Annotated in this window: 23 protein-coding genes; 12 read left to right on the top strand and 11 right to left on the bottom strand. The window is 57.3% G+C overall.

Going from position 1 to position 25,473, the window contains the following annotated elements:
* Positions 1-420, bottom strand: coding sequence for a PaaI family thioesterase (locus Q0816_RS21480; protein WP_298854466.1), 420 nt, complete (start codon positions 418-420; stop codon positions 1-3).
* A 116-nt stretch (positions 421-536) separates the two neighbouring features.
* Here Q0816_RS21480 and Q0816_RS21475 point away from each other — a divergent pair, with 116 nt between their 5' ends.
* From Q0816_RS21475 to Q0816_RS21440, 8 genes are all read left to right on the top strand, one after another.
* Positions 537-905, top strand: coding sequence for a MerR family DNA-binding transcriptional regulator (locus Q0816_RS21475; RefSeq protein WP_298854464.1), 369 nt, complete (start codon positions 537-539; stop codon positions 903-905).
* A 271-nt stretch (positions 906-1,176) separates the two neighbouring features.
* Entirely contained in the window at positions 1,177-1,578 is a 402-nt protein-coding gene (locus Q0816_RS21470; RefSeq protein ID WP_298854462.1) for a MerR family DNA-binding transcriptional regulator, read from the top strand.
* A 42-nt stretch (positions 1,579-1,620) separates the two neighbouring features.
* Positions 1,621-3,402 (top strand): acyl-CoA dehydrogenase C-terminal domain-containing protein, encoded by a 1,782-nt coding sequence (locus tag Q0816_RS21465; protein ID WP_298854460.1) that lies wholly within the window; start codon positions 1,621-1,623, stop codon positions 3,400-3,402.
* A gap of 54 nt (positions 3,403-3,456) precedes the next feature.
* Entirely contained in the window at positions 3,457-3,669 is a 213-nt protein-coding gene (locus Q0816_RS21460; RefSeq protein ID WP_155151783.1) for a hypothetical protein, read from the top strand.
* A 134-nt stretch (positions 3,670-3,803) separates the two neighbouring features.
* Positions 3,804-4,442 (top strand): glutathione S-transferase family protein, encoded by a 639-nt coding sequence (locus tag Q0816_RS21455; RefSeq protein ID WP_298854453.1) that lies wholly within the window; start codon positions 3,804-3,806, stop codon positions 4,440-4,442.
* An 11-nt stretch (positions 4,443-4,453) separates the two neighbouring features.
* Positions 4,454-5,665, top strand: a complete 1,212-nt coding sequence (locus Q0816_RS21450) for an acetyl-CoA C-acetyltransferase (protein ID WP_298854451.1) — start codon at positions 4,454-4,456, stop codon at positions 5,663-5,665.
* On the top strand, positions 5,665-6,153 hold the full coding sequence (locus Q0816_RS21445) for a cupin domain-containing protein (RefSeq protein ID WP_298854449.1): 489 nt from the start codon (positions 5,665-5,667) through the stop codon (positions 6,151-6,153). The genes Q0816_RS21450 and Q0816_RS21445 overlap by 1 nt, the downstream gene beginning before the upstream one ends.
* Entirely contained in the window at positions 6,146-8,347 is a 2,202-nt protein-coding gene (locus Q0816_RS21440; protein WP_298854448.1) for a 3-hydroxyacyl-CoA dehydrogenase NAD-binding domain-containing protein, read from the top strand. Before Q0816_RS21445 ends, Q0816_RS21440 begins: the two co-directional genes overlap by 8 nt.
* Before the next feature lie 56 nt (positions 8,348-8,403).
* On the opposite strand, the gene Q0816_RS21435 is transcribed toward Q0816_RS21440, so the two are convergent.
* Positions 8,404-9,078 carry a Hint domain-containing protein gene (locus tag Q0816_RS21435; protein WP_298854446.1) on the bottom strand — a complete coding sequence of 225 codons (675 nt, stop codon included), beginning with the start codon at positions 9,076-9,078 and terminating at the stop codon, positions 8,404-8,406.
* Between the two features lie 382 nt (positions 9,079-9,460).
* Positions 9,461-10,396, bottom strand: a complete 936-nt coding sequence (locus tag Q0816_RS21430) for a DMT family transporter (protein ID WP_298854444.1) — start codon at positions 10,394-10,396, stop codon at positions 9,461-9,463.
* 146 nt (positions 10,397-10,542) lie between these two features.
* On the opposite strand from Q0816_RS21430, the gene Q0816_RS21425 reads away from it, so the two are divergent.
* Positions 10,543-11,556 (top strand): hypothetical protein, encoded by a 1,014-nt coding sequence (locus Q0816_RS21425; RefSeq protein WP_298854442.1) that lies wholly within the window; start codon positions 10,543-10,545, stop codon positions 11,554-11,556.
* Between the two features lie 6 nt (positions 11,557-11,562).
* On the opposite strand, the gene upp is transcribed toward Q0816_RS21425, so the two are convergent.
* From upp to Q0816_RS21390, 7 genes are all read right to left on the bottom strand, one after another.
* Positions 11,563-12,195 carry a uracil phosphoribosyltransferase gene (upp, locus tag Q0816_RS21420; protein WP_050603293.1) on the bottom strand — a complete coding sequence of 211 codons (633 nt, stop codon included), beginning with the start codon at positions 12,193-12,195 and terminating at the stop codon, positions 11,563-11,565.
* Positions 12,192-13,178 (bottom strand): adenosine deaminase, encoded by a 987-nt coding sequence (locus tag Q0816_RS21415; protein WP_298854440.1) that lies wholly within the window; start codon positions 13,176-13,178, stop codon positions 12,192-12,194. The genes upp and Q0816_RS21415 overlap by 4 nt, the downstream gene beginning before the upstream one ends.
* Positions 13,175-14,386: a phosphopentomutase gene (locus tag Q0816_RS21410; protein ID WP_298854439.1), complete on the bottom strand. Its 1,212-nt coding sequence runs from the start codon at positions 14,384-14,386 to the stop codon at positions 13,175-13,177. The genes Q0816_RS21415 and Q0816_RS21410 overlap by 4 nt, the downstream gene beginning before the upstream one ends.
* On the bottom strand, positions 14,383-15,690 hold the full coding sequence (locus Q0816_RS21405) for a thymidine phosphorylase (RefSeq protein ID WP_298854438.1): 1,308 nt from the start codon (positions 15,688-15,690) through the stop codon (positions 14,383-14,385). The genes Q0816_RS21410 and Q0816_RS21405 overlap by 4 nt, the downstream gene beginning before the upstream one ends.
* 4 nt (positions 15,691-15,694) lie before the next feature.
* On the bottom strand, positions 15,695-16,087 hold the full coding sequence (locus Q0816_RS21400; RefSeq protein WP_298854437.1) for a cytidine deaminase: 393 nt from the start codon (positions 16,085-16,087) through the stop codon (positions 15,695-15,697).
* 92 nt (positions 16,088-16,179) lie between these two features.
* Positions 16,180-17,283 carry a cupin domain-containing protein gene (locus tag Q0816_RS21395; RefSeq protein ID WP_298854435.1) on the bottom strand — a complete coding sequence of 368 codons (1,104 nt, stop codon included), beginning with the start codon at positions 17,281-17,283 and terminating at the stop codon, positions 16,180-16,182.
* On the bottom strand, positions 17,246-17,950 hold the full coding sequence (locus tag Q0816_RS21390) for a hypothetical protein (RefSeq protein ID WP_298854434.1): 705 nt from the start codon (positions 17,948-17,950) through the stop codon (positions 17,246-17,248). The genes Q0816_RS21395 and Q0816_RS21390 overlap by 38 nt, the downstream gene beginning before the upstream one ends.
* 184 nt (positions 17,951-18,134) lie before the next feature.
* Here Q0816_RS21390 and Q0816_RS21385 point away from each other — a divergent pair, with 184 nt between their 5' ends.
* From Q0816_RS21385 to Q0816_RS21375, 3 genes are all read left to right on the top strand, one after another.
* Positions 18,135-20,408 carry an NADP-dependent malic enzyme gene (locus Q0816_RS21385; RefSeq protein ID WP_298854433.1) on the top strand — a complete coding sequence of 758 codons (2,274 nt, stop codon included), beginning with the start codon at positions 18,135-18,137 and terminating at the stop codon, positions 20,406-20,408.
* Between the two features lie 362 nt (positions 20,409-20,770).
* Positions 20,771-22,660, top strand: a complete 1,890-nt coding sequence (prpE, locus tag Q0816_RS21380; RefSeq protein WP_298854431.1) for a propionate-CoA ligase PrpE — start codon at positions 20,771-20,773, stop codon at positions 22,658-22,660.
* Between the two features lie 91 nt (positions 22,661-22,751).
* The gene (locus tag Q0816_RS21375) at positions 22,752-24,191 is read left to right on the top strand and encodes an amidase family protein (protein ID WP_298854429.1); all 1,440 of its coding nucleotides are present in this window, start codon (positions 22,752-22,754) and stop codon (positions 24,189-24,191) included.
* Between the two features lie 252 nt (positions 24,192-24,443).
* Here the strand turns inward: Q0816_RS21375 and Q0816_RS21370 are convergent, their stop codons facing one another.
* Positions 24,444-25,205: an NAD kinase gene (locus Q0816_RS21370; RefSeq protein ID WP_298854427.1), complete on the bottom strand. Its 762-nt coding sequence runs from the start codon at positions 25,203-25,205 to the stop codon at positions 24,444-24,446.
* Positions 25,206-25,473: the final 268 nt, after the last annotated feature.

Below are 25,473 nucleotides of genomic sequence, written 5' to 3'. Positions count from 1 at the left end.
TTAATTCCCCTCAACCGTAAAAGACCCCGCAGCGGTGGCCACAGGCAAGTCCTTGTCGATATCCACAGCAGTGGCCCGAACAAAGGCCACGTTCCGCGTGATGTGATAGCAGGTCGCGCGCGCCGTTATCGTCTGACCTGGCGTTGCCGCCCGCATGTAGTCGATCCGCAGGTCGATGGTTGCAGTCCCTCCGGGCGCGGAGGGGTGGCTCATCACAGCAGCACCGCAGCACGTATCCAAGATGGTCGAGATTGCTCCGCCATGGATCACACCGGTGCGCGGGTCTCCGATCAGATCCTCGTTGTATGGCAGCGTGATCTCTGCCTCACCCTCGCCGATATGGGTCAGCGTCAGGTTTAGAGCCCGCGCATGAGGTATCGCCTCGATAAACTGGCGGGCTAAAACTGTCTTATCGACCATGAGATTTGCGTCCTGTTCTCTGCCCTCCCTTTATGAGCCGCTGTTTTGGCAAAGGGCAAGCCCACCTGTTGCGCTGGGGATCGGGACCGCCTAGGTTGCTGGCGAGGAGACCAGGAATGTCCAACAACCGTTTGTCATTCAAAGAAATGTGCACGGAGTTCGAGGTAACACCGCGCACCCTGCGCTATTACGAATATATCGAGCTTCTGCAACCGGACCGCGAAGGCCGGTCCCGGTTTTATGGCGCAAGGGAATGCGCACGGATGAAGCTGATCATGCGTGGCCGCAAGTTCGGATTCCCTCTGGAAGAGATTCGCCAATGGCTTCTGATCTATGAAGATCAGGGCAATGAGGCGCAAATGGCCACTTTTGTCGAGATGGCAGATCGCCAGATGAGCGAGCTTCAGCAGCAACGCCAACAACTGGACGAGGCCATGGACGAACTCAAAAGTCTGCGCGACCAAACGGCCAAATCGCTGGAATAGTCGGCCCACCTACGCTGAGCTTTTTATTCATCGGGACCCAAGTTTATGGGAAGGGAAGCGCGTCGTTTGTGCAATTGCGACTGCTTTGGCAACGAAATCAGCTTGACGTCACGGAAAGAAAATTACCCTGCAGCCCGCTTACGTGACCGGATGTTACGTCAACAATAAAGTGACGCAGCGTCTGAATTACGTAAACGTCACTCTCGTGTTGTAAAGCGATTACCAACTGCGCAACTCATATCTCATGACGCCAGTGACGAGAGTATGACGAATGACCGAAGATGTGATGACCATCCGCGAGATGTGCGAGACCTATGATGTCACACCACGCACCTTGCGGTTCTATGAGGCCAAGGAACTTCTGTTCCCGATCCGTGAAGGCCAGAAACGTCTGTTCACCAAGCGTGACCGGGCGCGGCTGAAACTGATCCTGCGCGGCAAGCGCTTTGGGTTTAGCCTCGAAGAAATTCGACAACTGCTTGATTTGTACCATGTGGGCGATCAGCAAGTCACTCAAATGACCCGCACTTTTGAAATTGCGTGCGAACGTCTGGCTGACATGGAGGCGCGTCGCGAAGAACTGACGCAAGCCATCGACGATCTGAAAGAGCAGTTGCGCTGGGGCGAGAAAGTCATCGCCTCGATGAAACAGGAAAAAAAGGCAGCCGAGTAACATCGCTCTGCCCTCCGGACATATGAATTAAGGGAGCTTCACATGCCCGTTTACAACGCGCCAACCAAAGACATGCAGTTCATCCTGCACAACGTTCTGAACGTCTCGCAGTCGGATATCCCCGGCTATGACGAACTGGAAGCCGAATTCACCGGCGCGGTTCTGGAAGAAGCAGGTAAGGTTGCCACCAACGTTCTGCATCCGCTGAACATCGTAGGTGACACCGAAGGATGCCGTTTGGAAAATGGTATCGTGTACACTCCTACAGGGTTCAAAGACGCCTTCGAGCAAATGAAAGAAGGCGGCTGGACTGGCCTCGACATGCCCGAAGAGTATGGCGGCCAGAATATGCCCTATGTGATTGGTACCGCAGTCGGCGAGATGTTCTCGGGCTCCAACCAGGCATTCACCATGTATCAGGGCCTGACCCATGGCGCGGCCTCGGCCATTCTGGCGCACGGGACGGACGAGCAGAAGAACAAGTACCTGCCGAACATGGTCAGCTGCGAATGGACCGGCACCATGAACTTGACCGAACCGCATTGCGGCACCGATCTGGGCCTGATGCGCACCAAGGCGGAACCGCAGGGCGACGGCTCGTACAAGATTTCGGGCCAGAAGATCTTTATCTCGGCCGGTGAACACGACATGGCCGACAACATCATCCATTTGGTGCTGGCCAAAATCCCGGGTGGGCCTGAGGGTATCAAGGGCGTGTCGCTGTTCATCGTGCCGAAATTCATCGTCAACGAAGACGGTTCTGCGGGTGAGCGCAATGGGGTTTCGGTCGGCAAGATCGAAGAAAAGATGGGCATCCACGGCAATTCGACCTGCGTCATGAACTATGACGAAGCTACCGGGTGGCTACTGGGCGAAGAGCACAAAGGCATGCGGGCCATGTTCACCATGATGAACGAAGCGCGTCTGGGTGTCGGCATGCAGGGCGTTTCGCAGGCCGAGGCAGCGTACCAGAACGCATTGGAATACGCTAAGGACCGTCTGCAGGGTCGCGATGTGACCGGTGTTAAGAACCCCGATGGCCCGGCCGACCCACTGATCGTCCACCCCGACATCCGTCGCAACTTGATGGACCAGAAAAGCTTCACCGAAGGTGCGCGCGCGTTCCTTCTGTGGGGTGCGACCATGATCGACAAGGCACACCGCTCAGGCGACAAGGACGCGGACGGGCTGATCTCGCTGTTGACCCCGATCATCAAAGGCTTCCTGACCGACGAAGGTTATGACATGACCGTTCAGGCCCAACAGGTCTATGGCGGCCACGGCTACATCGAAGAATGGGGCATGTCCCAGTACACCCGGGATGCTCGCATCGCGATGATCTACGAAGGCGCGAACGGCGTTCAGGCGCTGGACCTCGTGGGCCGGAAGCTGGCGCAGGATGGCGGCAAGCACGTCATGGCGTTCTTTGAGATGGTCAAAACCTTCTGCAAAGAAAATTCGGGTCAGAATGAGGTTTTCGACAAGACGTTCATCGAACCGCTGAAAGCTGCGTCAAAGGATCTGCAGGCCGCTGGCATGTATTTCATGCAGGAAGGCATGAAGAACCCGAACAATGCTCTGTCCGGCTCATATGACTTCATGCACATGTTCGGCCATGTCTGTCTGGGCCTGATGTGGGCGCAGATGGCGAAGGCCGCACAAGTTGCGCTGGACGATGGTGCCTCGGACAAAGAGTTTTATGAGACTAAGATCAACACAGGGCGTTTCTATATGGCACGCCGCCTGCCCGCCACGGGTATGCACCTGGCCCGTATCCAGACCGGCGCGGACACGGTCATGGCACTGGACGCGGCGAGCTTCTGATCACAGTCTGGGTCCGGGTAACATTGCCCGGACCCAGCTTACCGGAGGAACCACATGCCAAAGCGTTTTCGCCTGACCCGCCGCTTTCCCGTTGCGATGACTGAGGATGGGTATCGCAAGCTCAAAGCGTTCTCGCGTGAGGCCGGTCTGGATGAAGGTGAAGCACTGTCCTTTCTGTTCGAGAATTTCAACAGCGTGATTGATGAGGAGAACCTGACCCACCGCCTGCGCATCTTCAATTCCGAACTTGAAGCGCGGAAACGTTAAACACACCAGCCATCTGTTTTCAGGTGGGCGTGTTTTCAGAAAGACGAACCCAGAAGGCACTTTGCCTATTGGTTGGTCTTTCTCGAAATACGCGAATGTCGACTTCGCGCATATGCCTTGGGAGGGGCGATCGAATGACCATCAAACTTCATTGCTTCGGAGAAAGCGGAAACAGCTACAAAGCAGCTTTGGCGCTGGAAATGTCCGGGCTGGAGTGGGAGCCGGTTTTTGTTGATTTCTTCAAAGGTGTTACCCGTACGCCCGAGTATCGCACCGAAGTGAATGAAATGGGCGAAGCGCCTGTCCTGATCGATGGTGAGTTCCGCACCAGCCAATCCGGTGCCATTCAGGCCTATGTAACTGAGAAATCAGGCAAGTTTGGCGGCAAGGATCGGGAAGAGAATTACGACATTCTGCGCTGGGTCCTGTGGGACAATCACAAACTCAGCTCGATGGCCGGTTTGACCCGTTTCCTGATCAACTTCCTCCCGGAACAACACCGCAATCCCGATGTGATTGCCTTCAATCAGGGACGGCTGAAGGCCGCGTACCAAGTGCTGAACGATCATCTGGACGGCCGCGATTGGATCGTTGGTGACGGCGTGACCAACGCCGATATCAGCTGCTCCGGTTACCTCTATTATCCCGAACCATTCGGCTTTGACCGTGCCGACTGGCCTCATATCGACGCCTGGCTGGCTCGACTGTCCGAGCAGCCCGGTTGGAAACACCCATATGACCTGATGCCCGGCAACCCGTCGGATCGAGCTTGAGGAGAAGACCCATGACCGAAGCTTATATTTATGACGCCCTGCGCACCCCGCGTGGCAAGGGCCGCAAGGATGGCAGCCTGCACGAGGTGACCTCGGTGCGCCTGTCCGCCCTGACCCTGAATGCAATGAAAGAGCGTAACAACCTTGAAGGCCACGCCGTCGAAGACGTGATCTGGGGCAACGTCACGCAAGTGATGGAACAGGGCGGTTGTCTGGCCCGTTCGGCGGTTCTGGCCTCGGATCTGGATCAGTCGATCCCCGGACTGGCCATCAACCGTTTCTGCGCCTCGGGCATGGAAGCCGTGAACCTGGCCGCAAACCAGGTCAAGGGTGGTGCAGGCGAAGCCTACATCGCGGGCGGCGTCGAAATGATGGGCCGTGTTGCCATGGGCAGCGATGGCGCGGCGATTGCCGTTGACCCCTCGCTGGCAATGGACACTTATTTCGTGCCACAGGGTATCTCGGCCGACATCATCGCAACGGAATATGGGTTTAGCCGCGATGACGCTGACGCGCTGGCAGTTGAATCACAGAGACGCGCGGCGGAAGCATGGGCGGACAACCGGTTCGAAAAGTCCGTAATCACCGTCAAGGATCAGAACGGCCTGACCATTCTGGATCGCGACGAATACATGCGCCCCACCACCGACATGCAGAGCCTCGGCGCGCTGAACCCATCGTTTGCGATGATGGGCGAACAGATGCCCGGCTTCGACAAGGTCGCGATGCTGAAATACCCGCATCTTGAACGAGTGAACCACATCCACCACGCGGGCAACAGCTCGGGCATTGTGGATGGCGCGGCAGCGGTTCTGATCGGCAACAAGGAATTCGGCGAGAAGTACGGCCTGAAACCGCGCGCCCGCATCAAGGCGACGGCCAAGATCGGCACTGACCCGACCATCATGCTGACTGGCCCGGTTCCGGTGACGGAAAAGATCCTAGCCGACAACGGTATGAAGATCAGTGATCTGGACCTGTTCGAAGTGAACGAAGCCTTCGCCTCGGTCGTGCTGCGGTTCCAACAGGCGTTTGATGTCGATCCGGCGCTGGTCAACGTCAACGGCGGGTCGATCGCGATGGGTCACCCGCTGGGTGCAACCGGCGCAATGATCATCGGCACGCTGCTGGATGAGCTGGAGCGTCAGGACAAGGAAACCGGTCTGGCCACGCTTTGCATTGCGTCCGGTATGGGTGCTGCAACCATTATCGAGCGCGTCTGATGCCCAAGCTGGACCTCTCTCAGATTCCGTTCAAGGGCGGTTCGTCCTATCCCGGCAAGCTGGCCGAGGCGACTGCGGGTCGTTTCGCGCAGCGCGTCGGTGATGCGGGTGGGCTGACCCAATACGGGGTCAACATCGTGCGGTTGGAACCGCAGGGCCTGTCCTCGCTGCGCCACTATCACATGGAACAGGACGAGTTTGCCATCATCCTCAGCGGCTCATGCACGCTGGTCGATGACGATGGCGAGCACGATATGCAGCCCGGTGACTGCGCTGCCTGGCCCGCAGGTGAGGCCAACGGCCATCACCTTGTGAACAAAACCGATGCGCCCATGACCTTTCTGGTGGTGGGCACTCGGACCCCGACCGAGACCGGCTATTACAGCGATATAGACATGATGGTGAAGGATGATGAGAACGGCTTTTCCTTCACCCGCAAGGATGGCAGCCCGCTCACGGCTGACCAGATTGGAGATGACAATGACTGATTTCACTCTGAGAAAAGACGCGGACGGCGTCGCCACAATCACCTGGGATGTGCCCGGGAAAACCATGAATGTGATGTCCTTTGACGGTCTTGCACAGCTAAGCGACTGCATCGACCAGGCGCTGGCCGATGATGAGGTCAAAGGCATTATCGTCACTTCAGGCAAGGACGGGTCGTTCGCGGGCGGCATGGACCTGAACCTGCTGGCCGTGATGAAAGAACAGGCAGGCGACAACCCGGCCAAAGGTCTGTTTGAGGGTACGATGCAAATGCATGCCCTGCTGCGCAAGATCGAGATGGCAGGCATGGACCCCAAAACCAAGAAGGGCGGCAAGCCAATTGCCACCGTTCTGCCCGGCACCGCCGCGGGCATCGGTATGGAACTGCCGCTTTCCACGCACCGCATCTTTGCGGCTGAAAACCCCAAGGCGAAATACGGCCTGCCCGAGATCATGGTTGGCATCTTCCCCGGCGCGGGCGGCACAACCCGCATGGTCCGCAAAGTTGGGGCCATTGCTGCGGCTCCGCTGCTGTTGGAAGGCAAGATGCTGGACGTCAAAAAGGCCAAGGGCGCAGGCTATATCGACGAGATTGCAGCCGACCCGATGGCCGCAGCCAAGGAATGGGTGCTGAACGCCAAGGATGCCGATCTGGTCAAACCGTGGGACGCGAAGGGATATAAGATGCCCGGCGGTGCCCCCTACCATCCTGCAGGCTTCATGAACTTCGTCGGTGCGTCAGCGATGGTGAACGGCAAGACCCAAGGGGCTTTCCCTGCGGCCAAGGCCCTGCTGAGCGCGGTTTATGAAGGCGCTCTGGTTGATTTCGACACTGCACTGAAGATCGAAGCGCGCTGGTTCACTTCTGTCCTGATGAACCCGTCGTCGGGTGCGATGATCCGCTCGCTGTTCCTGAACAAGGAAGCGCTGGAAAAAGGTGCTGTACGTCCCGCGGGCGTGCCGGACCAGTCGGTCAAGAAGATCGGTGTTCTGGGCGCAGGCATGATGGGCGCTGGTATTGCACTGGTATCTGCTCAGGCCGGAATGGATGTCGTTCTGGTCGACCGCGATCAGGAAGCCGCCGACAAGGGCAAGGCCTATACCGAGACCTACCTGGACAAAGGCATGAAGCGCGGCAAAGTCACGGCTGAAAAGAAAGAAGCCATGCTGGGCCGCATCACCGCAACGCCGGATCTGGACAACCTGAAAGGTTGTGACCTGATCATCGAAGCCGTCTTCGAAGACGTGGGCGTCAAGGCTGAGATGACCAAGAAGGTTGAGGCGATTATCCCGGAAGACTGCATCTTCGCTTCAAATACTTCGACCCTGCCGATCACCGATCTGGCCAAGGCTTCTGTGCGGTCTGACCAGTTCATCGGCATCCACTTCTTCTCGCCGGTCGAGAAGATGTTCCTGGTCGAGATCATCAAGGGCAAGGAAACCGGCGATCGCGCGGTGGCCAAGGCGCTGGACTATGTCCGCCAGATCCGAAAAACGCCGATTGTGGTCAACGATGCACGCTTCTTCTACGCCAACCGCTGCATCATTCCTTATATCAACGAAGGTGTGCGAATGATCGCCGAAGGCGTAAACCCTGTGCTGATCGACAACGCCGCGCGTCAGCTTGGCTTCCCGGTTGGGCCGATCCAACTGACTGACGAAACCTCGATTGATCTGGGTGCCAAGATCGCTCGTGCAACAAAGGCAGCCATGGGCGATGCCTATCCGGAAAGCCCATCGGACGATCTGATCTTTTGGATGGAAGAACAGGGTCGTCTGGGCCGCAAGGCAAACGCGGGCTTCTTCGACTATGACGAAAAGGGAAAACGCGTCGAATACTGGAAGGGCCTGCAGGAGAAATATCCGCACGCCGAGGACCAGCCCGACCTGATCGAAGTGCAGGAACGTCTGATGTTTGCACAGGTTCTGGAAGCCGTCCGTGCGCTGGAAGAAGGTGTGCTGGAAGACATCCGCGAAGGCGACGTGGGTGCCATCCTGGGCTGGGGCTTTGCGCCATGGTCAGGTGGTCCGCTAAGCTGGCTGGATATCATCGGCACGCCTTACGCAGCCGAACGCTGTGATCAAATGGCCGAGAAATACGGCGAACGCTTTGCCTGCCCAGCGCTGCTGCGAGAGATGGCGGGCAAGGGGCAAAGCTTCTACGGGCGCTTCAACCCCGAAGCAAAAGCAGCATGAAACAGTGATGCAGGCGCGTGAAATCACGCGCCTGCATCGTTCTTGTCAGTGTTTGGTTAGATCTGCCATTCGGGCCGCAGAAACAGCACCGGCGCGTTTGGACGCCCCGGTCGACCCGGCCGCCTGACCCCAGAGGGCGGACGGATCGGAAATATCGGTTCCTGCGGAATGGGTGCAGGCAGAGCACCCAATGGGTTGGCAAGGGCCGACATATCGCCCCTGCTTGCTATCGAGTTTACAAGGTCAGCGGCGACATCTTCGTCTGCGACATCGTAGGTTGGTCCGTTGGGTGTGCCCCTCATGTTAAAACGGCCCGAAGGGCAATAAGCTTGCAGCCCGCCTTCGACAAAGATCACCTGATCATCATCGAAGAACAGGGAACGCACCTCAAACGACGACCCCGGTGCCTGCGACATCAACCGGCCTGCGCCATTCAGCAATCGCGCGGGCACTATGGAGCACCCGATGGCCTCGGCGTCAATCTTGGTCAGGTTCAGCGCCATGCCCTGCTCGGGCATCAGCCAGACGGGCCGCCCGTTATACGCCGCGCGCGCGGGTACAAAGATCGGCAAATACTCTGTACGGCGTTCATCGGCTGGAATGACCACGACACTGGTCGAGATGCGTCGCACCTCTTTGAACCCGTGATCCAGCGTTCGAACCAGATCTCCGACAACAATGCGCTCAACCGGTTTCCAGCCACCGGTGGTGGCAATCTTCGTACCGTGCAAAAAACCGCCTCGGCGTGCATTTACTGCATGGTTCGAACTGGAATGATCAACCTCAGACGACTGATCAAGATAAACAGAAATACTCGTAACTTCAGACACGTGCCTAACCCCCTTTGGCACAAAATGTTTATGTCAAAGAGCTAGCATCAAAAATGAAGACTGTCTTATTTCGGACATATTTACGCCTAATTTGGGTCGAATCCGCCCGAAAACCACGTCAATCCGTAAACACTCAAGGTGAAAAATCAGGCTTTTGCGCTAAATCCGAAACGAACAGCCCAAGCAAACTTCCGAATCCGAACGCTTCCTGCCAGGGGAATCCCATTTTGACCTCCGCGAAGGCACGACAAGAATTTTCAGGCAAACCCAACTCCCAAGATCGTCAGGCGGCCTCGTGCTGCAGGGATGCCCGCCTGGAGCGCCAACCCAACAAAGCCCCTGCCGATGCAATCAGAACAATGCCCAAAACCTGCATAACACCGATTGTTTGCCCCAAGGCCACAAAAGCAAAAAGCGGGCCGAAGATCATGACCGAGTATTCGAACACAGCTACATAAGACGGCTCCCCTATCTGATAGGCTTTGATCAGCATGAAAACCGCTATCGTCGAACCAACAGCCTGAATGGCGATCCACAGCATCGCAGGGGCCATATCCCAGACCCAACCGCGCGTGACAAAGCCATCCGGCCCATCCGGTGCGACACCAGGCAAGAATGTGAACAGAAGAACGCCCGCCAAACCGGCCAGGGCAAGTGTTGTCGACATGGCAGCCACCATGGCCACGGTACTTTCCCCGGAACAATGCGTTCGGGTGATAATTGAACTCAGGGCATAGAAAAATCCGGCAGCGACCGGCAACAAGGTGCGCATGTCAAACTCTGTCGGACTCAGCTGCAGGACCAGAAGGATGCCGGTGAACCCGATCAACACCGCGCAAATACGCCAGGGTCCTATCGTTTGCTTAAGCACCAATGATGAGATCAAGAGCACAAAAATTGGGGAAGAAAACAAGCCTGCCAACGATTGCGCAATCGGCATCATGGCCAATGATGCGAAATACAACAGCAATGCTGTAGTCATCAAAAGGCTGCGCAGAATGACGGCCCCCCATCGTTGCGGCCGCAGGCTGCCCAACCCCAGAAGCGACAAGCCGACAATCAGCGGCAGCATCAAAAGTGCCCGGGTCAGATGGAATTGCCACAGACCAACCGTTTCGGCCAGCAGAATCACGACATTGTCGATCACGCCGATAATCGCCATCGCGCTCACCATCAAAGCCGAAGCCAGCACCGGAGACGAAGTTGAATGTGCCTGCATCTTCGAGCCTCAATTGTGATCTTGAAACTGAGATTTAGTCCTGTTGGATGCCCACCACAACTCAGAAAGATCGCGCAACAGGTTTGCGCCCTGTGAACGCGCCATGCTAAGCTGTCGCAAAACAAATTCGAGCAGACCTCAACCAGATGACGGCCCTGAAACAGTACCAGCGGATCGAAGCCACCGGTCTGTGGCGCCCCTCGCCCGATGAACAGCGGCGTGAGGTTGTGGTATCGATTGGCGAAGCCACCCTGACCATTTCCGATTTCAACGACAGGGCCTTGACCCATTGGTCTCTGGCAGCGCTTGAACGACAAAACCCCGGTGCCTATCCAGCCATTTTCAACCCCGACGGTGACCCGGATGAGACGCTGGAATTGGGAGAATCCGAAACCACGATGCTTGAAGCGATCGACCAGTTGCAACGTGCCATCGACCGCTCTCGGCCCCATCCCGGCCGTTTGCGCTGGCTCAGCGTCGGAGGCGTCGCAGCTGCTGTTCTGGCGGTATTAACGTTCTGGCTGCCCGGTGCGTTGCAAAACCACGTTGTCTCGGTTGTGCCCGAAGTCAAACGGCAGGAGATCGGAGACACGATTCTGCGCCGGATCGAGCGCGTATCGGGACAGGCCTGTACGTCTCGGGATGCGCAGGCGTCGCTGGAACGACTGGCCCGGCGTACGGGCGTGCGGCAGATCATCATTCTGCCCGCAGGTGTTCAGGACAGCCTCAGTCTGCCCGGTGGCACCGTTCTGTTAAGCCGCGCGCTAGTGGAAGACCACGAAGATCCTGCGGTTGCAGCGGGATATGTTGTTGCGGAACGGGCGCGGGCGGCACTCAATGACCCTTTGGATGACTTGCTGGACAAAACCGGCGCATCCTCGGCCTTTCGGCTGTTGACCACCGGGGGGCTGACACCCGAGATTATCGACGCTTATTCTGAACAGGTGCTGTCGCAACCCCGGCCCTCCCTTCCAGACAGAGACTTGCTGGCGATGTTCTCGCAAAGCGCCCTGCCCTCAACCCCATACGCCTACGCTCGGGACATTACCGGCGAAACTGTATTGGGTCTGATCGAGGCCGATCCCATGGCGGGCCGGACCCTGGAACAAGTGCTGCCGGACCGCGATTGGGTCCGGCTTCAGAATATCTGCGGCGAATAAACCGGGCTATTTGGTTCCAAACATCCGGTCGCCCGCATCGCCCAGACCAGGCATGATATAGCCTTTCGAGTTCAGCTCACGATCCAGTGCTGCAGTGACGATATGCACATCCGGGTGCGCCTCTTTCATACGCGCGACGCCTTCGGGCGCGGCCAACAGGCAGAGAAATCTGATATCCGTCGCGCCAGCCTCTTTCAGCAGGTCAATGGCCGCGGCCGAGCTGTTGCCGGTGGCCAGCATCGGATCCACCGCGATAACCAAACGGTCTTTCAGGCCCTCGGGTGCCTTGAAGTAATACTGCACGGGTTTCAGTGTTTCTTCGTCGCGATACAGACCCACAAAACCCACGCGCGCCGAAGGCACCAGCTCCAGCACTCCATCCAGCATCCCGTTTCCAGCGCGCAGAATCGACACCAGCGCCATTTTCTTGCCTGCCAAGATTGGAGCATCCATCTCTTCCATGGGTGTTTCGATATGGCGGGTGGTCAACGGGATTTCACGCGTTACCTCATAGGCCAGAAGCAGGGTGATTTCACGTAACAATTGCCGGAACTCGGCGGTCGAGCGCCCTTTGTCCCGCATGAGCGTCAGTTTGTGTTGCACCAGCGGGTGATCGACGACGGTCAGATGTTCGCTCATGTGTTCTCCAGTCTTTTCTTGACCCGCGCGCGGGTGTCTTCATCGCAAAAGGCCGCTGCAAGGGCCGTCTCATTCAGGGCCGCAAAATCTTCAGCCTCCCAACCGAAAGCCGCATTCAGCATCTCATATTCCCGCCGCATGGTCGTGTGAAAAAACGGGGGATCGTCGGTCGATACCGTGACCTTGACGCCCGCGCCGCGCAAACGCGCGATCGGGTGGGCGGCGAAGTCAGGGAAAAGACCCAGAACAACGTTTGACCCAGGACAGACCTCAAGTGTGATGTCGCGGTCTATCAGTTCGTGGATAAGATCAGGATCTTCGATGGCACGTACACCATGGCCAATGCGTTCGACGCCCAAATTGCGAACGGCATCCTGTACGCTTTCAGGGCCGCCAAACTCGCCTGCATGGGTGGTCAGACGCAGGCCGGCCTCGCGGGCGCACTCGAAGGCCCACTTGAAATCTCCCTGCGTACCGATGGATTCGTTTCCACCCATGCCGAAACCGGTAATCCAATCTCCGGCGGTCTCTGCTGCACAATGGGCGCTGCGTTTGGCTTGTTCCGGGCCAAAATGCCGGACGCAGGTGATCACACCCCGCAGGGTTATGTCGAACTTACGTTCAGCTTCGTCTGCGGCGTCTTGAATGGCGTTCAGATAATCCCGCCACGCGAGAAGATCACCACCCCCGCAGAAATCCGGGCTGAGGAAGGTTTCGGAATATACCACGCCGTTCTCAGCGCTTTCCTCCAGTATTGCCAGTGTCAGCCGACGGAAGTCTTCGGGCGTTTTCAGCACCTCACAAGCGGCTTCATACACACTCAGAAAATGCGCGAAATCACGGAAATCATAAGATCCATCCGGCTTGAAGATACCGCTCAGGTCCACGCGCTTTTCGTGCGCAAGCTGACGGATGAATGCCGGCGGGGCTGCGCCTTCGTGATGCAGGTGCAGCTCTATTTTAGGCAGGTCGACAACGCTCATAGAAAGTTCCTTCCCGGTCCTTGCGCCGGAATGTTCAGGTGGTGGGCGATGCTGGTGGCGATGTCGGCAAAATCCGCTTGCTCGATCTGCCCGGCACCTTGCCCTGCAATCAGGACCGGCACCTGTTCGCGCGTGTGATCTGTGCCGATCCAGCTTGGGTCATTGCCATGGTCGGCAGTCAACAGCAACAGATCGCCGGGGCGAAGTTTGGCCAGAATCTTCCCGATTTCCCGGTCGAACCATTCCAGCGCGCGGGCATAGCCACTGATGTCGCGACGGTGACCATACAGGCTGTCGAATTCAACGAAGTTGGCAAAGGTCAGGCTACCCTCCTCGGCCTCATCCACCAAATCAGACAGGTGCTGCATCAGTTCGGCATCCGACCCCTTGCGCAGCGTGTCGATCCCCTGCATCGAGAAGATATCACCGATCTTGCCCACCGCATGCACCCTTCGCCCCGCATCCTGCACCCAATTGGTCAACACCGGTGCAGGTGGCAGAATGGCGAAATCCTTGCGGTTGGCTGTCCGTTCGAATCCAGCCTCTGGCGTTCCGACAAAGGGGCGCGCGATGACCCTTCCCACTTTCATCTCATGCAAACGCGGGGCAAGCGCGCGGCACATGTCCAGTAGACGTTCCAACCCAAAGCTGCCTTCGTGGGCTGCAATTTGGAAGACGCTGTCGGCGGAGGTGTAGCAGATCGGCCAGCCGGTGCGCATATGCTCGGCACCCAATTCAGCGATGATCGTCGTACCCGAGGCATGGCAATCGCCAAGGATACCTTCGGTTCCGGCGGCCTCTGCCGCAGCACGGCTCAGATCCGCAGGAAAAGTGGGAATCGTATCGGGAAAGTAATGCCAATCCCAAGGCACAGGCAGGCCCGCCAGTTCCCAATGTCCCGAAGGTGTATCCTTGCCCGGCGAATGCTCGCGCGCACAGCCCCACAGGCCTGAGGGTTTGGCGTCCAGTCCCGGAGTTGTCTCTCTGGATGCCAACCGTGCAGCCGCGCCCAAACCCAGCGCGTCGAGGTTCGGTAGGCTCAAAGGGCCAGACCGCCCCTCTTGCGCGCGCCCCTCGGCACAAGCCCGTGCGATATGGGCCAGCGTATTCGCTCCGGTATCCGGAACCTCGCCGTTGAAAAAACGGGCTGCATCAGGTGCGCCACCTATTCCGACGGAATCCATGACAACCAGAAAGGCACGGCTCATGGGCTGATCCTCTCGTGGATCAGGTCGGGGATCGTCGGAACTGTTTCGCTGATGGTCATCGCGCCAAGCACAGTGTCTGCGGCCAATCGCGCTGCGTCTTCCCGCGCGGCGTGGATCACGGCAATCGGCGAACCTTTGGACACGCGATCCCCCAGCCTGAGAATATTCGAGATCCCAACGGCGGGATCAATCTCGTCACTTTCGATCTGACGGCCACCGCCCAGCGCTACCACGCTTAGGCCCAGAACTTCGCCGTCAATGGCGGAAACGTAACCGTCTTCAGGGGCTGAAACTTCTTGGATGACATTCGCCTCCGGCAAGAACCGAGCCCATGCCTCGACGAACTGAACAGGTCCGCCGACCGCTGCCATCATGCGACCAAACCGTTCGGCGGCACGGCCATCGCAGATGATCCCGGCGATTTTCTCACGCCCCTCCGCAACCGACCCGCACATGCCGGCATCGGTCAGAAGGACACCACCCAACTCTGCAGATATGTCCGCCAACGGCGAGGTGTCTGACCCCGTCAGGACTTTCATCACCTCCGCGATTTCCAACGCATTGCCCAACGCTGGTGCCAATGGCTGGTTCATGTCAGTGATCACGGCAGACGTCCGGCACCCGGCGGTGTTCGCCGTCTCGGTCAATGCTGTGGCCAGTTTACGGGCATCTTCTATCGTCTTCATAAAAGCGCCACTGCCGACTTTAACGTCCAGAACCAGCGCATCCGGGCTGGCTGCCAGCTTTTTGGACAGGATCGACGCCGTGATCAGGTCCAGACTTTCGACTGTGGACGTGACATCCCGCACCGCATAAAGCCGCTTATCCGCCGGTGCGATCTGGCCTGTCGCGCCGACAATGGCCGCGCCAGTTTCGCGCAAAATCTGCGCAAGGCGGTCTTGCCCGATCTGAGTGCTGACCCCCGGTATCGCCTCAAGCTTGTCCAGCGTCCCGCCGGTGTGCCCCAGACCGCGGCCCGAGATCATTGGGACAAAAGCGCCACATTCAGCCAGCGCAGGCGCAAGTACAAGGCTGACGCTGTCCCCGACCCCACCAGTCGAGTGTTTGTCGATCACTGGTCCGTCCACGTTCCAAGCGAGAACGTCGCCACTATCACGCATCGCAATTGTCAAATCCGCACGGCCCTGAGAACCCAAACCGCCCATGCAGACAGCCATGGCAAAGGCCCCGGCTTGGGCATCACTGACACTGCCGTCGGCAAGCCCCTGAGCAAACCAGATCAGTTCTTCTCGACCCGGTACGTCGTGCCTGCGCAGTTTTGCAATGATCGAACGCGCATCCATAGTGTTAGGTATCCTCCATATGCGAGGCATCAAACGCGCCCGGCAACAAATCTCCGATGGTTGTCTCAAATTCGGCACCATCCACGGTTGCCAGAGTGACTTTCACATCACATTTGCCGAACTCGGCCAGTTTCTGGCGACACCCACCGCAGGGCGGCACGGGTTGAGGGCTGGAGGCGACCACATAGACCTCTGACAGTTCCTGTTCGCCCGCAGCAACCATCGCAGCAATTGCACCTGCCTCAGCGCAGGTGCCCTCGGGATAGGCCACGTTCTCGACATTGCAGCCGGAATAGACCTGGCCTGACGAAGACCGAAGCGCCGCGCCGACCTTGAAGTTCGAATAAGGCGCATAGGCGTTTTCCCGGACTGACAAGGCAGCGTCTTTGAGCGGCATGGCGATTCCCTATTTTTTGATCATCTGGTCAGAAATTTGCACCGTAATGTAAAAAGGCGGGGGAATTGAAGCCCCCAGCTCATGTTTTTCGGTTATCCCAGTGTTGTGTTGAAGGTACCGGGCAAGGTGACTTCCAGCAACTCGATGTTGTCCGAGGGGGCGGACAACCGCGTGCGCATCCCGGGGGGGATGACAAAGGCATCCCCTTGTTCCAGCCGGTACGGCGCGCGACCTTCACCTTCCAACGTCACCTCTCCGTCCATCACGAAGGTAAAGTGAATATCCGTATCATGGCTGGCCCATTCCGGATCGCCCTGCCCTTTGCGCACGACCTGGACGCCAGCGACACCCTTGGTGTTTCCGGCAATTGTCGTGTCGCGACAGATGTAACCCGGCAGACGGAACGGTACCCATTCCGCGTTCTTGGCCTGATTATAAACAAAGCGCTGGCCTTGCCATTCGCGGTCCGGGCGAAAATCTGGCGTAGGAAGCTGCATGTCGTGGTCGATTTCCGTGACATGTTCAGCCGGCACGCCAATCTCGATCACCTGAACATTGTCCGACGCTTCAAGCACCCGGTGACGAATTTCCGGCGGCTGGATAAAGCAATCCCCCGACGTCAGGCGCATTTTCTCACCCTGGTCTTCATAAACCACATCCACCCAGCCATGGATGCAGAAGATCAGTTGAAACCCGACCTTGTGAAAATGCACCATGTCGGGCACCGGTCCCCCATCGGGAATGCGGATATGGCTGGCGATGATGGAACCACCCAACCGATCCGGCACCAGATCCCGATAATGCATTCCGGCCCGACCAATGATCCACGGGGCCTGATCCTTGAGCCTGCGCACCACAAAAGAGTGCACCGTTTCCGGCATCACCAGCGGCGGATTTCGCTCTTCAATCTCAACCCGGGTGCCGTTTGGAGCGACAAGAACACGTTGACCATCAGCGAAACCATCCGGGTTATCGGTCAGAATACGCAACGTACCCGGACTTTCCGGCGCGTCTTTATCGATGCGTAACCGTATTCCGTGTCCTGAAAATACCGCGACGCGTGGATCGTCCGCGGGGTAAATCATGTCCATCTTCATCCCCAGCTTCTTGGTAAAAAAGGGGATGTCGTCCCGTATTTCACGGGTGGGCAAGCGTAATTCAGCGAATGTTCGCGCAGGATCGGAAGTCTTGATCATGAATATTCTCATCGGATTGCAGTTTTGGCCATCCGATCAGAACAGCGGCCAAAATGCCAATCGAAAAGAACATCTCGAGCATTTCTTCCAAAACGAAAAGCCGCGTTTCCGTTGCAACCGATAAAGTTACACTGTTCAGCCCGGAAAATTCCTCGAGAAGCTGAGCTATGACGGCAATACTGCCCGCTGCAAGAAATACCATAAGAAATGGCGTCCGTTGTTTGAATGCACGCAATCCCATCGGGATGCCGTGCCAGACCACGCCACCCAAAACGGCGCAGACCAGAACAATTCTGACCAGAGTTATGTCGAGCGCGATATCCAAACTGTTGAGGATATGAAAAGGCACGCTGTCTTCCTGATAGAAACTGGCCTCCAACTCACGTTCAGCCAACAAAAGGCACGTCAGACCGATATACAGGCGAGCAACACCCGGATATCGCCACAACGCAGCCAGCCCCGCGACAAGCAAACCGGCAGCAGAAACCGTTTCGATCAAGCCACCTTCCTGATTGAACGCGATAGCGCGTTCGGGCCAGATGATAACCGCACCCACAAATGCGATACTCAACAGCACCAAACCCCACACCGCCAACCGCATGGCACCGGTTTCGGCCAAAAGACCGGACCGTAGCCCATCGACCTGATCTTCTGCCTTGAATGTCATGACCGCTTCGTTTTGCCTGTATTTTGACGGGATTTGAAAAGTGAAAGGGATGTAAACTAGATATGACAATCTTCAACCTGCCTGCTCTTCACAGCTTCGAGAACTCGGTAAAGCTAGACACATAGCCAAGGCCGAAAAAATAGTTTAATGCTAAATCAAATTTTCAGAGGGAGCTGAAACGCCGATGTCTGACACCCCGAACCTGCGCCAGGCCGCGCTTGACTATCACGCCCACCCGAAACCCGGAAAACTTGAGATCAAGGCGACAAAACCGATGGCCAACGGCCGCGATCTGGCCCGCGCCTATTCACCCGGCGTGGCAGAGGCCAGCCTTGAGATCAAGGCAGACGCCGCCAATGCAGAACGGTATACCGCGCGCGGTAACCTTGTGGCCGTGGTTTCCAACGGTACTGCCGTTTTGGGCCTTGGCAATATCGGTGCGCTTGCGTCAAAGCCTGTAATGGAAGGCAAAGCCGTCCTGTTCAAGAAGTTCGCCGGTATCGATTGCTTTGATATCGAAGTCGATCAACCCGACCCAGAGAAACTGGCGGATATCGTTTGCGCTCTGGAACCGACATTCGGAGCCATAAATCTGGAGGACATCAAAGCTCCGGATTGTTTCATCGTCGAAAAGCTGTGCCGCGAGCGCATGAACATCCCGGTTTTCCATGACGACCAACATGGCACCGCTATTGTTGTCGGAGCTGCGGCCAAAAACGCGCTGTATGTGGCAGGGAAGTCATTTGAAAACATTAAGGTCGTATCGACGGGCGGTGGTGCTGCCGGGATTGCCTGCCTGAATATGCTGGTGAAACTGGGTGTCAAACGCGAGAACATTTGGCTGTGCGATATCCACGGGCTCGTCTACGAAGGGCGTGCTGAAGATATGAATCCCCATAAGTCCCAGTTCGCGCAGAAAACGGATTTGCGAACGCTCGATGATGTTATCGGTGATGCGGATCTGTTTCTGGGCCTCAGCGGACCAAATGTTCTGAAGCCGGAGATGGTCAAGAAGATGGCCAACCGTCCGATTATCTTTGCGCTGGCAAACCCGACGCCTGAAATTCTGCCTCAAGCAGCGCGCGAGGTTGCGCCGGATGCAATCATCGCAACCGGACGCAGCGATTTTCCAAATCAGGTTAACAACGTTTTGTGCTTTCCGTTTATTTTCCGGGGGGCTTTGGATGTCAGCGCGACCGAGATCAACGATGCGATGCAAATCGCCTGTGTTGACGGCATCGCGGACATGGCCCGCGCGACAACGAGCGCCGAGGCCGCAGCCGCCTATAAGGGTGAACAGCTGACTTTTGGTCCAGATTACCTGATCCCGAAACCCTTTGACCCGCGCCTGGTTGGCGTGGTGTCCTCTTCTGTTGCCAAGGCAGCAATGGATAGCGGTGTAGCAAAGCGCCCCATTGAGGATTTTGAGGCCTACAAGGAAAAGCTCAACCAGACTGTCTTCAAATCCGCCTTGCTGATGCGCCCTGTTTTCGAGGCCGCTGCCGTCGCATCCCGCCGCATCGTTTTTGCCGAGGGTGAAGATGAGAGGGTGCTGCGGGCCGCACAGGCCATCCTCGAAGAAACGACCGAGACACCGATCCTGATCGGACGACCCGACGTCATCGAAGCCCGTTGCGAAAAGCTGGGCCTGACCATTCGCCCGGGCACCGACTGCCAGATTGTGAACCCGGAAAACGATCCGCGCTATTACGACTATTGGAACTCCTATCACCAGATCATGCAGCGCCGTGGCGTGACACCGGATCTGGCCAAGGCGATCATGCGCACGAATACAACTGCCATTGGCGCGATCATGGTGCATCGCGGTGAGGCGGACAGTATGATCTGCGGCACCTTCGGCGAATACCGCTGGCACCTGAACTATGTTGAGCAGGTGTTTGATGATGGCGACCTGCGTCCGCACGGTGCTTTGTCACTGATGATTTTGGAAGACGGCCCATTGTTCATTGCTGATACACATGTCCGGCAATTGCCAACGCCCGAAGAACTGGCCGAATCTACCATTGGCGCTGCACGGCATGTCCGTCGGTTCGGGATAAAACCCAAGATCGCCTTCTGTTCGCAATCGCAATTCGGCAATCAGGCTGAAGGGTCGGGCAAACGGTTGCGGGCGGCACTGGACATTCTGGACCAGAAGCCGCGCGATTTTGTCTACGAAGGCGAAATGAACCTGGATGCCGCCCTGGATGCAGACCTTCGGGCGCGTATTTTTCCGGGATCGCGTTTGCAGGGCGCAGCAAACGTGCTGATCTTTGCTCATGCGGATGCCGCCAGCGGCGTGCGAAACATCCTGAAAATGAAAGCAGACGGAATCGAAGTTGGCCCCATTCTGATGGGCATGGGCAACAAAGCCCATATCGTCACCCCGTCCATCACCGCGCGTGGGTTGCTGAACATGGCCGCCATCGCCGGAACTCCGGTGGCACACTACGGATAACCCGGCCACCCGGTTGCTTTAACCGCATCCCCCCGAGGGGTGCGGTTAGTGTATAGTTTACATCTACTCTGCTAAATATGCCTTATAACGGTGGCTCTGAAGCAAACGGAAGAGCGGCGGAGACCCTCCGCGCCGAGTCGGCCCCGGCTGAGATTTTTGCACGGACAAGTTTGCAAGTTTGCAAAACAGTCAATTCAACGCATGAAACCCAACATTGAAAGGGGGGTTTGCAAAAATTTGCAAGCCATTGTGCGATTTCCTGCAAATATTTTGCGATAAACTGACGCGTCGTCATTTGACGCGCTTGCCCGAAAGTTTTCTGGGTCCTAACACAATGTCTAAGTCGTTGTGAGGAGGACAAGATGGCGTATCAGGACGTATATGACAGCTGGAAAACTGACCCCGAGGCGTTCTGGATGGACGCCGCAAAAGGGATCGACTGGGTCAAAGAACCCAGCAAAGCGTTGTTTGACGACAATGCGCCCTTGTATGAATGGTTCAGCGATGCCCGGGTCAATACCTGCTGGAACGCGGTGGATCGCCATGTGGAAAATGGGCGCGGGGAACAGACGGCCATCATCTATGACAGCCCCATCACCCACACCAAGCGCGAGATCTCATATGTTGAACTGCGCAACCGGGTGGCCACACTGGCCGGTGCATTGCGGGCAAAAGGCGTTGAAAAGGGTGACCGCGTCATCATCTATATGCCAATGATCCCCGAAGCGCTTGAGGCGATGCTGGCCTGTGCCCGGTTGGGCGCTGTGCATTCGGTCGTGTTCGGCGGATTTGCAAGCAACGAACTGGCCGTACGCGTCGATGACGCCAAACCCAAAGCGATCATTGCCGCCTCTTGCGGGATGGAGCCGGGGCGCGTGGTGCACTACAAACCGCTTCTGGACGGCGCCATTGAATTAGCCGAACACAAGCCGGACTTCTGCGTTATCTTTCAGCGTGAACAAGAAGTTGCTCAGCTGATCGAAGGGCGCGACTACAACTGGCATGGGTTCCAATACGGTGTTGAACCGGCAGATTGCGTGCCTGTCGACGGCAACGATCCCGCGTATATCCTCTACACTTCCGGCACTACCGGTGCGCCCAAGGGAGTCGTGCGCCCAACTGCAGGGCATCTGGTTGCCCTGAACTGGTCGATGAAAAACATCTATAACGTCGATCCGGGGGACGTATTCTGGGCCGCTTCTGACGTTGGCTGGGTCGTCGGGCACTCCTACATCTGCTACGCGCCCTTGATTCATGGCAACACGACAATTGTGTTCGAAGGCAAACCGGTCGGTACACCGGATGCCGGCACTTTCTGGCGCGTGATCTCGGAACATAAGGTCAAAAGCTTCTTCACCGCGCCAACGGCCATTCGCGCAGTCAAGCGTGAAGACCCGAAGGGCGAAATGATCGGCAAATACGACCTGTCTCATCTGCGCGCGCTGTACCTGGCAGGTGAACGCGCCGACCCCGATACGATCATCTGGGCGCAAGACGCACTGAAGGTTCCTGTGATCGACCATTGGTGGCAAACCGAAACCGGTTGGGCCATTGCCGGCAATCCGCTGGGCATAGAGGAGCTGCCGGTCAAGCTGGGCTCTCCCGCTAAACCAATGCCGGGTTATGACGTGCAAATTCTGGACGAAGGCGGTCATCCGATGAAAGCGGGTGAACTGGGGGCCATCGCGGTCAAGCTGCCCCTGCCCCCCGGCACGCTGCCGACCCTGTGGAATGCCGAAGCGCGGTTCAGGAAATCCTACCTGGAGCATTTCCCCGGATATTACGAAACCGGCGATGCGGGGATGATAGACGAGGATGGATACCTCTATATCATGGCGCGCACCGATGACGTCATAAACGTAGCAGGCCACCGCCTGTCCACCGGCGGGATGGAAGAAGTGCTGGCCGCCCACCCGGACGTGGCCGAATGCGCCGTGATCGGTGTATCGGATCAGCTAAAGGGCCAGATGCCTGTTGGTTTCCTGTGCCTGAATACCGGCGCTGACCGGGATCACGGCGACGTGACTCAGGAAGTTGTCAAGATGGTGCGGGACAAGATCGGCCCGGTGGCAGCCTTCAAACTGGCCGTCGTTGTCGACAGATTGCCCAAGACCCGTTCTGGTAAAATCCTGCGTGGCACGATGGTGTCGATTGCTGATGGTCAGGACTATAAAACACCTGCGACAATCGACGACCCTGCCATTCTTGATGAGATCAAGGTCGCCTTAAAGACAATCGGTTACGCCAATTGACCTTGAGGGCGGTACACAGGCCGCCCTTTTCATGTCTGCTCTTGCAACCGTAAGCAAGCCCCCTACTGTCGCAGTAAGACAGTGAGGGCCCATGACACAAACCGACATCTGGCGTCTCAGCGCCACAGACCTGACCACCCTAACAAGACGCGGCGATCTGAGCGCGACCGAGGCGGTTCAAGCCTCGGTCGAGCGTATGGATGCAGTCAATCCCGACCTGAATGCTGTGGTGGAAGACCTGCGCGCCGAGGCGTTGGAACGTGCACATGCACTGGATAATTTGCGGGCGAATGGTCAACCGACCGGTCTGTTGCATGGCGTTCCGGTCACGATCAAGGTGAATGTCGACCAGAAGGGTCACGCTACCACCAACGGGGTTGTCGCACTGAAGGATGTGATCGCGCCGGATGACGCGCCAATTGTCAGCAATTTGCGCAAGGCGGGGGCCATTGTCATCGGGCGGACCAACACTCCCGAGTTTTCCTTTCGGGCGGACACCGACAACCCGCTTTATGGGCGCACACATAACCCATGGGGGCACCATATCTCACCCGGCGGATCATCCGGCGGGGCTGGTGCCGCAGTAATGGCCGGTATCGGTGCGTTGGCCCATGGCAACGATATCGGCGGCAGCCTGCGCTTTCCCGCTGCAGCGAACGGGGCCGTCACCGTGAAACCCGGACTAGGGCGTGTCCCTGCCTGGAACCCAAGCCAGAATGTCGAACGCGGGTTGCTGGCGCAATCGATGTCTGTTCAGGGCCTTATAACCCGGTCGGCCGCTGACCTGCATCTGTCCATGCCCAGTCTGATCGCCGCCGATGCGCGTGATCCGTTTCATGTACCGATGCCCTGGCGCGGTGATGACTTTGACGGGCCTATCAAGGTGGCCTTTACCAAAAACACATTCGGTTACTCTCTGCACCCCGATGTGGAACAAGCCCTCGACACGGCCCGGGACGCGCTGATTGATGCGGGATATGTCGTGGAAGAAATTGACCCGCCAGACGTTTTTGAATGTGGACGGATCGGCTATCGCACATTGATGGGCGAAGTACTGACGCTTATGAAATCGGATATCGAAGCGGCCGGTTCCAAAACCATTCAGAACATCTTTGAAGTCTATTTTCAGGAATTTCCGCCTATCGTCGATACCGAGATGATCCAGATGCTGGCCAAACGCAGCCACTACGCGCGCGAATGGTCCCTGTTTCTGCAGGACTACCCGCTGGTCCTGTCGCCGTTCTTGCCACAACCCTTCTTCAAACCCGACCGGGACACGGAAGGCGCTGAAGGTGTGCATGAGGTTCTGGGTTGCGCCGTTTATTCTTATGCGATGAACTTTCTCGGCCTGCCTGCGGCCTGCGTTCCCGCACGGTTGGCTGAATTGCCCAGGGGTCCTCAGCCGATCAATGTTCAGATTGCTGCACGGCGTTGGCGTGAAGATCTGGCAGTGGATGCCGCCGCAGCAATCGAAGCGCGCGTGGGGCAAATGTGCCTGCTATTATGGGAACAGATGGACGCTGCGCCGTAGCCAAAAAAAATAGACCCCGGGTCATTGTACCCGGGGCCCGACTGCTAAAATAAGCCCGGAATTCTGATGACGAGCGTAGCACCACCCACCCTCGCCAGCGCGAAATTTGCGCAATCATTCGAATACGCCGTTCAGGTGGCCACTCACTCCCACCTTGGCGTGTTCTCCGGGCACGTTCACCTTAGCCAATTGTAAACGGTTTCCCTGTGAACTGCTTCACACAGGCTCAAAAAAGCTCGCAGAATCGTAAATTTATGTGAATTGCTCAGAAATCAGCCGTTCTTCCAACCCGTGTCCTGGGTCGAAAAGAATGCGGTGGGCAATAGCAGGATCCGACTTGATTTCGACCCAGTCGATCTCGGGGAATGATATGGAATCGGCGTCCGCCATGACCGGGCGTTTGTCAGCGTCCAGTACATCGAAACGAACTTTCGCGATCTTGGGTAACAGCGCCCCGCGCCACCGTCGGGGGCGGAAGGCTGCAATAGCCGTCAGCGCTAGAACATCCGACCCGATGGGCAGGATTGGACCATGGGCAGAGTAATTGTAAGCCGTCGAACCAGCCGGTGTTGACAGCAAGGCACCATCACAGACCAGTTCGGCCATGCGCACACGGCCATCGACACTGATCTTCAAACGAGCGGCCTGCGGGCCTGCACGCAGCAGCGACACTTCGTTGATTGCGAGCGCTTCATGCAACTTTCCGGATTGATCCATCGCGCGCATCGCCAGCGGGTTGATGACCTCTTCCTCGGCATCGTTCAGCCGCACCATCAGGTCGTCTTCGTGATACTCGTTCATCAGGAACCCGATTGTGCCCCGGTTCATGCCGTAAACCGGCGTATCGAGATGCTGCATGTTGTGCAGGGTGTGCAACATGAAACCGTCACCGCCAAGAGCCACCACAACATCTGCATCACGTGGTGCAGCATTTCCGTGTTTGGCCACCAGAATATCCCGAGCCATTTGCGCCACTTTGACCTCGCTGGCAAGAAAGGCGATTCTCTTTTTCATGTTTTCCAGTTTCCGGTGCTGCACATTTGGTTCCGAAACAAACATACCTTTCCCCAATAGGCCAGTCTTGACGCCGCAGCGGGCCAAATCGTCGCTTTAAGCCTTTTGCCCATGCGGAGTTTCCGATAGGAAATCCGCAAGAATTTTACCCAGCCATGTGGAGCGCCCATGAACGCCAATCTCCGTGACACCGGATTTTTCACCCAGTCTTTGTCGGACCGTGATCCCGAGCTGTTCGGCTCGATCACCTCCGAGCTGGGCCGTCAGC

It is taken from the genome of uncultured Ruegeria sp., from assembly GCF_947497005.1.
Taxonomy (GTDB): Bacteria; Pseudomonadota; Alphaproteobacteria; order Rhodobacterales; family Rhodobacteraceae; genus Ruegeria.
Note: the sequence above shows the minus strand (reverse complement) of the source record. Positions and strands in the feature narration are given on the sequence as shown.

What these genes read in the sequence shown, in the direction of transcription:
- Q0816_RS21480 (WP_298854466.1), bottom strand. Translation starts at nt 420, where the DNA reads ATGGTCGATAAGACAGTTTTAGCCCGCCAGTTTATCGAGGCGATACCT.
- Q0816_RS21475 (WP_298854464.1), top strand. Translation starts at nt 537, where the DNA reads ATGTCCAACAACCGTTTGTCATTCAAAGAAATGTGCACGGAGTTCGAG.
- Q0816_RS21470 (WP_298854462.1), top strand. Translation starts at nt 1,177, where the DNA reads ATGACCGAAGATGTGATGACCATCCGCGAGATGTGCGAGACCTATGAT.
- Q0816_RS21465 (WP_298854460.1), top strand. Translation starts at nt 1,621, where the DNA reads ATGCCCGTTTACAACGCGCCAACCAAAGACATGCAGTTCATCCTGCAC.
- Q0816_RS21460 (WP_155151783.1), top strand. Translation starts at nt 3,457, where the DNA reads ATGCCAAAGCGTTTTCGCCTGACCCGCCGCTTTCCCGTTGCGATGACT.
- Q0816_RS21455 (WP_298854453.1), top strand. Translation starts at nt 3,804, where the DNA reads ATGACCATCAAACTTCATTGCTTCGGAGAAAGCGGAAACAGCTACAAA.
- Q0816_RS21450 (WP_298854451.1), top strand. Translation starts at nt 4,454, where the DNA reads ATGACCGAAGCTTATATTTATGACGCCCTGCGCACCCCGCGTGGCAAG.
- Q0816_RS21445 (WP_298854449.1), top strand. Translation starts at nt 5,665, where the DNA reads ATGCCCAAGCTGGACCTCTCTCAGATTCCGTTCAAGGGCGGTTCGTCC.
- Q0816_RS21440 (WP_298854448.1), top strand. Translation starts at nt 6,146, where the DNA reads ATGACTGATTTCACTCTGAGAAAAGACGCGGACGGCGTCGCCACAATC.
- Q0816_RS21430 (WP_298854444.1), bottom strand. Translation starts at nt 10,396, where the DNA reads ATGCAGGCACATTCAACTTCGTCTCCGGTGCTGGCTTCGGCTTTGATG.
- Q0816_RS21425 (WP_298854442.1), top strand. Translation starts at nt 10,543, where the DNA reads ATGACGGCCCTGAAACAGTACCAGCGGATCGAAGCCACCGGTCTGTGG.
- upp (WP_050603293.1), bottom strand. Translation starts at nt 12,195, where the DNA reads ATGAGCGAACATCTGACCGTCGTCGATCACCCGCTGGTGCAACACAAA.
- Q0816_RS21415 (WP_298854440.1), bottom strand. Translation starts at nt 13,178, where the DNA reads ATGAGCGTTGTCGACCTGCCTAAAATAGAGCTGCACCTGCATCACGAA.
- Q0816_RS21410 (WP_298854439.1), bottom strand. Translation starts at nt 14,386, where the DNA reads ATGAGCCGTGCCTTTCTGGTTGTCATGGATTCCGTCGGAATAGGTGGC.
- Q0816_RS21405 (WP_298854438.1), bottom strand. Translation starts at nt 15,690, where the DNA reads ATGGATGCGCGTTCGATCATTGCAAAACTGCGCAGGCACGACGTACCG.
- Q0816_RS21400 (WP_298854437.1), bottom strand. Translation starts at nt 16,087, where the DNA reads ATGCCGCTCAAAGACGCTGCCTTGTCAGTCCGGGAAAACGCCTATGCG.
- Q0816_RS21395 (WP_298854435.1), bottom strand. Translation starts at nt 17,283, where the DNA reads ATGATCAAGACTTCCGATCCTGCGCGAACATTCGCTGAATTACGCTTG.
- Q0816_RS21390 (WP_298854434.1), bottom strand. Translation starts at nt 17,950, where the DNA reads ATGACATTCAAGGCAGAAGATCAGGTCGATGGGCTACGGTCCGGTCTT.
- Q0816_RS21385 (WP_298854433.1), top strand. Translation starts at nt 18,135, where the DNA reads ATGTCTGACACCCCGAACCTGCGCCAGGCCGCGCTTGACTATCACGCC.
- prpE (WP_298854431.1), top strand. Translation starts at nt 20,771, where the DNA reads ATGGCGTATCAGGACGTATATGACAGCTGGAAAACTGACCCCGAGGCG.
- Q0816_RS21375 (WP_298854429.1), top strand. Translation starts at nt 22,752, where the DNA reads ATGACACAAACCGACATCTGGCGTCTCAGCGCCACAGACCTGACCACC.
- Q0816_RS21370 (WP_298854427.1), bottom strand. Translation starts at nt 25,205, where the DNA reads ATGAAAAAGAGAATCGCCTTTCTTGCCAGCGAGGTCAAAGTGGCGCAA.